An 8,573-nucleotide genomic window follows, 5' to 3' on the forward strand; every position below is an offset into this window, starting at 1 on the left:
GCGGCCGGTCGGTCAGACGATCCGCACAGCCCGCAGCACGACATCCTCGACGTGATGGCCGCTCACCGCTCCTGCCGGGCGCGGCCGAGTCTCATGCACCTCGATGCTCCAGCCGGCATCGGCAGCGAGAGCCGCCGCGATCTCGGTGACACCGACGTAGGCATCCGGGTCGAACATCGGCGTGTGTTCGGCAGGATCGAGCCCCTCGCGCGCCCACGCCGTGTCGTGCGCGACGACCAGCAGCGTGCCACCTGGAGCCACCGCGTCCAGGAGGCTTCGCACCCCCCTGCCGTCGGGCGTGCGTGCGAACGACCCGTACTGCAGCGAGACGAGGTCGAACGTCTCGTCCCCGTAGGGCCGGACGGCATTTGCATCCACGTGCCACGTGCGTACGGCAAGGCCCCGGCGCCGCGCTTCGTGCTCGACGCGCGCGAGTGCGCGGGAGGAGACATCGGATGCCGTGACCTGCCATCCGTTTTCGGCGAGCCAGAGGGCATCCCCTCCCTCGCCTGCGCCGACGTCGAGCACGGTTCCGGGTGCGAGCCCGGCCACCTCGGCGACGAGCGTGCCGTTGGGATTGCCGCTCCAGACCTGCTCGCCGCTGTAGCGACCGTCCCATTCGGTCTCGACGCCCGACGGGCGGGAGCTCGCGGCGAGATCTTCGTCGGCCAGGCTGAACGCGATCTGCGCGCCGACCATACTGCCGTTCGCGGCGGCGGGAAGCACCTGCAGGCTCGGGTCGACGACGTTGCCCGCCGCAAAGACGCCGTCCACCGTCGTTCGGCCCGCGGCGTCGGCCATGAGCACCTCACCGAACCCGCTCGCGTGGGGAGTCGCTTCGAGTCCGAGACCGGTCAGCGCTTCGATGCGGGCGTGGAACTTCGCACCGACGAGCACGGCGTCCGCAGCGATTCGCGAGCCGTCACCAAGGTCGAGAACGAGTGCGCCATCGGCATCCGTCACCCGTGTCACGGTTCTGGCGATCACCGTGACACCGGATGCCTCAAGCCGACCCACCGCCCCAGCATCCACCTCGACGCCGTCGTGCAGCACGACGGTGAGAGTGTCGGTGAGGTTCCGCATGAGCGGGGTCGGGTGCAACCCGAGCGGGCTCGTGACGATCTGGACCACGCGCTGATCGCGCACCTCCCAGCCGTGGCAGAACGGGCAGTGGACCACCGAGCGACCCCAGCGCGCGCGCAGGCCGTCGATCTCGGGCAGGTCGTCGGTGATCCCGGATGCCACGAGCACGCGCCGCGCGAGCAAGGCGCCGCCTCCGGAGAGCTCGACGCGGAACCGCTCACCGTCACGGCGAACGTCGAGGACGCGGCCCGACAGAATCTCCCCGCCATACGAACGGACCTCTCCCCGCCCGATTGCCCGCAGCTCGGCTGGCGGCGCACCTTCGCGCCCGAGGTAACTGTGCATGTGCTCGGCTGACGCGTTGCGCGGTGTGCCATCGTCGATCACGATCACCGAGCGGCGCTGGCGGACGAGCTGGAGTGCGCCGGCAAGGCCGGCAGCCGAGCCACCGATGACGGCGACATCGCACCGGCGGATCATCGCGGGACCGTGAGTGTGGCGGTGAGACGAGTCGTGGTTGCCCATGCGTCAAGGGTAGGCCGATCTGGCGCATAGTGGATGCTGACTTGCAGTATTAGCAAGAACGACGGATGCTGGACTCATGACCAGCACGGATGTCGAGGCCCTCGCCCGAATGCGTTTGCGCAGCATCCGGACCACCCTCGGGTACTCACTCGATGAGATCGCCGAACGCAGCAACCTCAGCGCTTCGACGGTGAGTCGCATCGAGACCGGTAAGCGCGCGCTCAGCATCGACGTGCTCGTGCCGCTCGCAGCGGCGCTTCACGTCAGCGTTGACGACCTGTTGCGCGCCGAGGATGACGACGATGTCGTCATCCGTCCGATCCAGCGCACCGACGGAGCGCGCACGACGTGGGCACTGAACCGTGTCGACGGCCGCACGATGGCGATGAAGATGCGCCTGGAGCCCGTGCCCGAGGTTCCCGCGATGCGCGTGCATCCGGGTTTCGACTGGTTCCTCGTGCTCGAAGGACGCGTGCTGCTGCAACTCGGCGAGCGGCGCATCGAGGTCGCGCAGGGCGAGGCTGCCGAGTTCTCGACGATGAATCCGCACGCAATCAGCGCGATCGATGAGCCCGCCGAACTCGTCATGGTCTTCGATCGCGAGGGCCAACGCGCGCACCTGCACACCTGAGACGCGGTGACGGGCAGGCGCAGCCAAGCACGGATGCCGAATCGCGCCAAACCCACGGAGCGACTAGCGTCACACCTATGGCCTCTTCCCTCGAGAACGCGACCGACGAGGCCGAACCCCTCGCATCCGAACCCACCTTTGCCGAGCTCGGTCTGAGCGACGCGGTCATGAAGGCGTTGAGAGATGTCGGCTACGAGACGCCGTCTGCTATCCAGGCCGCGACCATCCCTCCCCTGCTCGCCGGACGCGACGTCGTCGGGCTCGCCCAGACCGGCACGGGAAAGACGGCAGCCTTCGCGCTGCCGATCCTCTCTCGACTCGACCTGTCGCAGAAGACCCCGCAGGCCCTGGTGCTCGCACCGACTCGCGAGCTGGCCCTGCAGGTGTGTGAAGCCTTCGAGAGGTACGCGTCGCACCTGCGCGGCGTGCACGTCCTGCCTGTCTACGGCGGTCAGGGTTATGGGCAGCAGCTGTCGGCCCTGCGCCGCGGCGTACACATCGTGGTCGGCACGCCTGGCCGCATCATGGACCACCTCGACAAGGGCACACTCGACCTCTCCGAGCTGAAGTACCTCGTCCTCGACGAGGCCGACGAGATGCTCAAGATGGGCTTCGCGGAGGACGTCGAGACGATCCTTGCCGACCACCCCCGCGACCAAGCAGGTCGCCCTCTTCTCGGCGACGATGCCCGCCCAGATCCGGCGCATCTCGGCGCAGTACCTGAGCGACCCCGAAGAGATCACGGTCAAGACCAAGACCACGACGTCGGCCAACATCACGCAGCGCTACCTGATGGTGTCGTACCCGCAGAAGGTCGACGCCCTCACCCGCATCCTCGAGGTCGAGAACTTCGAGGGCATGATCGTCTTCACGCGCACGAAGAACGAGACCGAGACCCTGGCCGAGAAGCTGCGCGCCCGCGGATACACCGCCGCCGCGATCAGCGGCGACGTCGCCCAGGCGCAGCGTGAGCGCACGGTGAACCAGCTCAAGAGCGGCAAGCTCGACATCCTTGTCGCCACGGATGTCGCCGCTCGCGGCCTCGACGTTGACCGCATCAGCCACGTCGTCAACTACGACCTGCCGATCGACACCGAGTCGTATGTCCACCGCGTGGGCCGCACGGGGCGCGCCGGTCGCACGGGAGCTGCGATCAGCTTCGTCACGCCGCGCGAGCGCCGGATGCTGACCTCAATAGAGAAAGCCACGCGGCAGCCGCTGACCGAGATGAAGCTGCCGAGCGTCGAGGACGTCAACGCGACGCGACTCACGCGGTTCGACGACGCCATCACTGCGGCGCTCGCCGATCCGGCTCAGATCGGCATCTTCCGCGACATCATCGCCCATTACGTCGAGCACCACGACGTTCCCGAGGCAGATGTCGCAGCGGCACTCGCCATCGTCGCGCAGGGCGATACACCTCTGCTGCTCGAACCGGACGCCGCCCCCGAGCCGCGGTTCGCGCGCGATTCGCCGGACCGACCCGAACGTGGTGGACGTGACCGCAACGACCGCTCCGATCGCGGCCCCCGTGGCGGTGGGGGCGCGCGAACGACCTACCGAATCTCCGTTGGCCGGCGCCACAAGGTTGAGCCGCGCCAGATCGTTGGAGCGCTCGCGAACGAGGGTGGTCTACGCCGCGAGGACTTCGGCGCGATCCAGATCCGCCCGGACTTCTCGCTCGTCGAGCTCCCTGCGGATCTCTCCCGTGACACGCTGAAGCGCCTCGAGAACACACGCATCAGCGGCAAGCTCATCGAACTCAAGCCCGACCGCTTCGGCAACTCGACTAAGCGCAAAGGCCGTCCACCGCGCCGCTGACCGGTCGGACTGAGATCGGCGGCGGCGACTGCGTTCTGCCGTGGGCTGCTCTGCCGTGGGCGGATACCGACCACGGAGGAGGGCGTGGTGCGTCAGCCTGGGGTCATGACCGAATCCACCACGTCGCCGATCTTCAGCGAGAATGCCCGGCGCTCCCTCTACGAGCGTCGAGTGCTCGTTCTGGACGGACCGCTCGACGATGACAACGGCATGCTCCTGGCCACGCAACTCGTGACGCTGTCGCTCGAGGATCCCGGCGCCGACATCAACCTCTGGATACACTCACCCGGCGGTTCGGTTCCCGCGATGCTCGCGATCCGTGACATCGTGCGAACGATCCCCAACGACGTGTCGACGCTCGTCTTCGGGATCGCCTACAGCGCCGGACAGTTCCTGCTTTCGTCCGGCACGCGCGGAAAGCGTCGCGCGCTCCCCCACGCCCGGGTGCTGATGCACCAGGGGTCCGCCGGCATCGCCGGGACCGCGGTCGACATCGAACTGCAGGCAGACGACCTCCGCCACACCCGCGACACCGTCCTCGGTCTGATCGCACACGACACCGGTCAGCCACTCGAGCGCATCTTCGAGGACTCACTCCACGACCATTGGTACACGGCGCGCGAGGCGCAGGAGTACGGGTTCGTCGACGTGATCGTCGAATCTCTCGACGACTACCGCCCGGGATCCCGCCCGACCACCGGTTTCGCCGCTACTCCCGAAACGGTGACCCCATGAGCTCGTACGCGATCCCCAACGTCGTCGCACAGAACCCGCGCGGCGAGCGCATCATGGATGTCTACTCGCACCTGCTGACCCAACGGATCGTCTATCTCGGCACCGCGATCGATTCCGGCGTGGCGAATGCACTGATCGGACAACTGCTGCACCTCGACTCCGACAACCCCGACAGCGGCATCGATCTCTACATCAACTGCGAGGGCGGAGACCCCGGCGCGATGCTGGCGGTCTACGACACGATGCAGTTCATCCGCCCAGCTGTCGCAACGACGCGCGTCGGCCAAGCCGTGGCTGCCGGCGCCGTTCTGTTGGCCGGTGGCGCGCCGGGGCGCCGAACCGCCCTCGCCCACGCGCGCGTGATCCTGCACCAGCCGGTAGCGCAGGGGCCGGGGAACGATCCCCGACTTGATCTTGCAGGCCGACGAGGTGGTGCGCGTGCGTGCCGATATCGAGGAGGTTCTCGCACGCCATACGGGGCAGTCCGCCTCGACCCTGCGCGCCGATACCGACCACGATCGCGTTTTCACGGCATCCGCTGCCCGCGACTATGGCCTGATCGATCGGGTGATCGATCAGCGGGCCGCGGCTCCCGTGCCGGGCTGATCGGGAACCCCGGCTGACGCCCAGGCTCGGCGACCTAAGCAGCCAGCAGCGTGGGCGCGTGCAGAGACGCCTTGTGCGAGATCGCCTCTTCACTCGCGGCCAGTCGCCGTCCTGCGTCGTCAAGGAGATCACGCAGTGTGAGATCGAGGGCACTGCTGACTGCCTGAACAACCTCGCTCGACGGCTCCTTGCGACCGCGCTCGATCTCGGAGAGGTACTGCGGTGCAACACCGGCGCGTCGTGCCACATCGCCGAGAGTCTCCCCCCGGTCGTGGCGGCGTTCGCGAAGCAGATCTCCGACGAGCTGGCGCCACAGCGGCTCCCGCCGCGAGGCGATCGGGACGGAGCCTGTCACCGGGAGAGGCGGAACTGCGCGCAGATGGTTGGCCATGCTGAATGCTATGGCGGTAGCGGTCACCTGATGCAGTGATTCTGCTCTGGGCAGAAAACCCTCGTGACCGTTGGCGGGGCCAGCACCGACCACACCCCGCGAGAGCCGTGCGGTCGAGGAACCGGTCGATGGCCGCGCAAACCGCGCACCCATGCTCGCCCCAGAGAGCCGGCCCGTCGTAGGGTGTGATCGCATTGCCGGGCCTCGAAGGGCGGACGAGATGTCCGATGGACAAGAGCAGTGGCGTGAGACCGGCGTGCGGACGCACCTGGCGGCCGCGCAAGAAGCAGCGGCCGACGACCTCACGTCGTATCTCGCCCTGGCGAGCGTTGTCGATGAGTCCGTCGCTCCCGCCGGGATGAGCCCGGACGAGCTCATGAAGCAACCAGCCCCACCGCCCGCGCAGGTCTTCGAGAATCTCTTCCTTGTTGGCAGCAGATGGGTCAGCGCCTGGGCCATCACAACATCCGAGGGCATCATCCTGATCGACACCACAGATCGCGGTGATCGTCATCACCCACGGGCACGGTGATCACTACGGAGGATCAGGCTTTTTCACGCGGACCTACAATCCGCGGGTTGTCATGAGCGGCGAGGACTGGACGATGCTCGAAACCGGACTCGAGTTCGACCGTCCCGACTGGGGCCGTCCACCGCAACGGGACGTGTCGGTCGAAGACGGCAGCGTGGTACGGCTAGGAGACACCGAGATCACCGTCGTACTCGCCCCCGGGCACACGTGGGGGGGAACGATCTCGCTGCTCTTCAACGCGCGCAGCGGCAACGCCACACACCGGACGATGCTCTGGGGCGGGACGGCCTTCAACTTCGCGGATCGATCCGACCGCCTCGACCGGATTCGGGCCTATATCGCCGCGACGGATCGAGCCCGAGAACTCATCCAGATGCAGGAAGTGAGCGTCTTCATCTCGAATCACAGCATCTACGACGAAGCGGTCGACAAGGCCGAGCACATGCGAGACGGTGACGCGAACCCGTTAATCATCGGCGCGGATGCAACGGGCCGGGCACTCACCGTCATGGGCGAGTGTGCCCGTGCAGCACTGGTCGCCTGGGGGTCGTGACGCCGGCTCTCTGTGGACTACGGCGCCGCGAAGTCGACGACCACCGGGGGCATCCGCGCGAGCGTCATTCGCGGATGATCACCGGAGTTCCGAAAGGGAGCGCGGCGAGCGCGTGGGCCGCCGCTTCGTCGACGCGCAGGCATCCGTTCGACACCCGACCGGAACGAGTGTCGTGATAGTGGAAAGCGGTGACCGCGACATCGCCGCCGTCGAACCCATCGAGAGTCGCACTCTGCACCGACAGGTAGGTGATCGGATTGCCCCTCGTGTAAGCGAAGGTCGGCTCGGTGCGCACCGTCATGATGAAGGAGCGACCGAGCGGCGTAGGCGTAGCCTCCACGCCGGACCCGAAGTCGGCGGCGATGCGCTGCCGGTTCTCCCCTCGAACGATGTCGATGGTGCGGTCCCCGAGTGAGACCTCGATCACCGCCTCTTGCGGCGTCAGCTCGACGTCCTGCGTCCGGAGCCATCCGGTGAGCTGCCCGGAGTTCCCCCCAGACGGATAGGCCTGACGGCCCACGAGCATGACCTTCACCCATGCGTCGTACTGCTCGATCACCGGCACCACGGTGCCGTCGTAGTAGTAGTCACGCGGCAGGGACGCCACCGCAGCGCCACCGGGCTCGGCGAAGACGGGAACCGCGGCGTCCTTCGCGCGAGCGGCGACGTTGGTCAGGTCTCCGAACGGATCGTCATCGACGGGCAGCTCGGGAACGATGGCGAAGACGGTGATCTCCGGGAGTCCCGCGAGGTCGTAGTCGGTCGTGTCCGCGGCGGGCCCGACCAGAGTGGGTGTCGGTGTCGGCGCGGGTTCGACTGTGGCCGTGGGTGTGGGGCTCGGCGCTGCCGCGAGCGGTTCGCCCGAGCTCGACGCGACGACCCATACGATGACGAGCGCCGTCGCAACGACGATTCCGGCGACGGCAAGCGCGATCCATCCTGCCTTCCGTCGGGTCTGCGCTCGCGTCGTGGCCATGCATCCATCGTCGGCGCCGACGAGAAGGCCCGCAAGCGTCGACGGTTCTTCAACGTATGGGGGAACTGTGCGTAGGGTGAGCGCATGAGCCGCGTCATCAGGATCACCGTCCGAGCGGTCGCCGGTATCGCCAGTCTCGGTCTCGGCATCAGCATCATCACGGCGTGCGCCGCGGCGTCGGGAATGCTCACGACATAGACCCGTTCAGTGCGCCATCGGCCTCTCCTGTCGCTTGCGGTGGCGGTCCTGAGGCTCCCGACTCCACGCGGAAACAAGCCCTGAGATTGGCCGTCTGCTCCCGCAGCGCTCCCTTGGTTGCGCCTGGAAAGATCCCCACCGCCTCAACCACAGCGGTCTGCCCGATGCAGGTCGGCAGGCGTCCGTGCTGTTATGGGGCTGTCCTCTCGTGACGGTGTGAATCGGCCTGACTTTCGTTCCGTTTTTCAAGCAAGGATGGAACACGATGAACGGGATGTATTCGTCGGAGATGCGTGAGCGGGCGTTGCGGATGTTCGCGGAGACGCGGCCGTCGCACCCGAACATGATGAGCGCGGTCCGTCACGTCGCCGGGCTGCTCGGGATGAGCCCGGAGACACTGCGGCTCTGGCAGCGGCGGTACGGGGTCGACGCTGGCGCCAAGCCTGGTGTCACGACCGAGGCCGCGCAGCGGATCAAGCAGCTTGAGAAGGAGAACGCCGAGCTGCGCAAGGCGAATGAGAT

Annotated in this window: 9 protein-coding genes and 1 pseudogene; 7 read left to right on the plus strand and 3 right to left on the minus strand. The window is 67.3% G+C overall.

All coding sequences use genetic code 11. From position 1 onward, the window contains the following. Nucleotides 1-12: 12 nt before the first annotated feature. Nucleotides 13-1,608 (minus strand): bifunctional NAD(P)/FAD-dependent oxidoreductase/class I SAM-dependent methyltransferase, encoded by a 1,596-nt coding sequence (locus tag AADH62_RS11745; protein WP_341579610.1) that lies wholly within the window; start codon nucleotides 1,606-1,608, stop codon nucleotides 13-15. Between the two features lie 76 nt (nucleotides 1,609-1,684). Here AADH62_RS11745 and AADH62_RS11750 point away from each other — a divergent pair, with 76 nt between their 5' ends. From AADH62_RS11750 to AADH62_RS11765, 4 genes and pseudogenes are all read left to right on the plus strand, one after another. After that, nucleotides 1,685-2,239: an XRE family transcriptional regulator gene (locus tag AADH62_RS11750; RefSeq protein WP_341579611.1), complete on the plus strand. Its 555-nt coding sequence runs from the start codon at nucleotides 1,685-1,687 to the stop codon at nucleotides 2,237-2,239. A gap of 77 nt (nucleotides 2,240-2,316) precedes the next feature. Then, a pseudogene (locus tag AADH62_RS11755) lies at nucleotides 2,317-4,060 on the plus strand (DEAD/DEAH box helicase). A gap of 105 nt (nucleotides 4,061-4,165) precedes the next feature. Continuing rightward, nucleotides 4,166-4,795 carry an ATP-dependent Clp protease proteolytic subunit gene (locus AADH62_RS11760; RefSeq protein ID WP_341579612.1) on the plus strand — a complete coding sequence of 210 codons (630 nt, stop codon included), beginning with the start codon at nucleotides 4,166-4,168 and terminating at the stop codon, nucleotides 4,793-4,795. Beyond that, on the plus strand, nucleotides 4,792-5,418 hold the full coding sequence (locus AADH62_RS11765) for a ClpP family protease (RefSeq protein ID WP_425355682.1): 627 nt from the start codon (nucleotides 4,792-4,794) through the stop codon (nucleotides 5,416-5,418). Before AADH62_RS11760 ends, AADH62_RS11765 begins: the two co-directional genes overlap by 4 nt. 17 nt (nucleotides 5,419-5,435) lie before the next feature. Here AADH62_RS11765 and AADH62_RS11770 read toward each other — a convergent pair whose 3' ends face one another. Then, the gene (locus tag AADH62_RS11770) at nucleotides 5,436-5,756 is read right to left on the minus strand and encodes a helix-turn-helix transcriptional regulator (RefSeq protein WP_341579613.1); all 321 of its coding nucleotides are present in this window, start codon (nucleotides 5,754-5,756) and stop codon (nucleotides 5,436-5,438) included. A gap of 256 nt (nucleotides 5,757-6,012) precedes the next feature. On the opposite strand from AADH62_RS11770, the gene AADH62_RS11775 reads away from it, so the two are divergent. After that, nucleotides 6,013-6,324 (plus strand): hypothetical protein, encoded by a 312-nt coding sequence (locus AADH62_RS11775; protein ID WP_341579614.1) that lies wholly within the window; start codon nucleotides 6,013-6,015, stop codon nucleotides 6,322-6,324. Continuing rightward, nucleotides 6,296-6,877 carry an MBL fold metallo-hydrolase gene (locus AADH62_RS11780; protein WP_341579615.1) on the plus strand — a complete coding sequence of 194 codons (582 nt, stop codon included), beginning with the start codon at nucleotides 6,296-6,298 and terminating at the stop codon, nucleotides 6,875-6,877. The genes AADH62_RS11775 and AADH62_RS11780 overlap by 29 nt, the downstream gene beginning before the upstream one ends. Nucleotides 6,878-6,941: 64 nt before the next feature. Here the strand turns inward: AADH62_RS11780 and AADH62_RS11785 are convergent, their stop codons facing one another. Beyond that, a complete protein-coding gene (locus tag AADH62_RS11785) occupies nucleotides 6,942-7,853 on the minus strand; it encodes a L,D-transpeptidase (RefSeq protein WP_341579616.1) in 912 nt (303 codons plus the stop codon). Nucleotides 7,854-8,316: 463 nt separating this feature from the next. On the opposite strand from AADH62_RS11785, the gene AADH62_RS11790 reads away from it, so the two are divergent. After that, nucleotides 8,317-8,573 (plus strand): transposase (locus AADH62_RS11790; protein WP_341579617.1); only part of this gene is annotated, 257 nt, incomplete at its 3' end.

Source organism: Microbacterium schleiferi (assembly GCF_038150145.1).
Taxonomy (GTDB): domain Bacteria; phylum Actinomycetota; class Actinomycetes; order Actinomycetales; family Microbacteriaceae; genus Microbacterium; species Microbacterium schleiferi_B.

Coding starts and splice junctions, on each gene's coding strand:
- AADH62_RS11785 (WP_341579616.1), bottom strand. CDS start 7,853: ATGGCCACGACGCGAGCGCAGACCCGACGGAAGGCAGGATGGATCGCG.
- AADH62_RS11745 (WP_341579610.1), bottom strand. CDS start 1,608: ATGGGCAACCACGACTCGTCTCACCGCCACACTCACGGTCCCGCGATG.
- AADH62_RS11775 (WP_341579614.1), top strand. CDS start 6,013: ATGTCCGATGGACAAGAGCAGTGGCGTGAGACCGGCGTGCGGACGCAC.
- AADH62_RS11750 (WP_341579611.1), top strand. CDS start 1,685: ATGACCAGCACGGATGTCGAGGCCCTCGCCCGAATGCGTTTGCGCAGC.
- AADH62_RS11765 (WP_425355682.1), top strand. CDS start 4,792: ATGAGCTCGTACGCGATCCCCAACGTCGTCGCACAGAACCCGCGCGGC.
- AADH62_RS11760 (WP_341579612.1), top strand. CDS start 4,166: ATGACCGAATCCACCACGTCGCCGATCTTCAGCGAGAATGCCCGGCGC.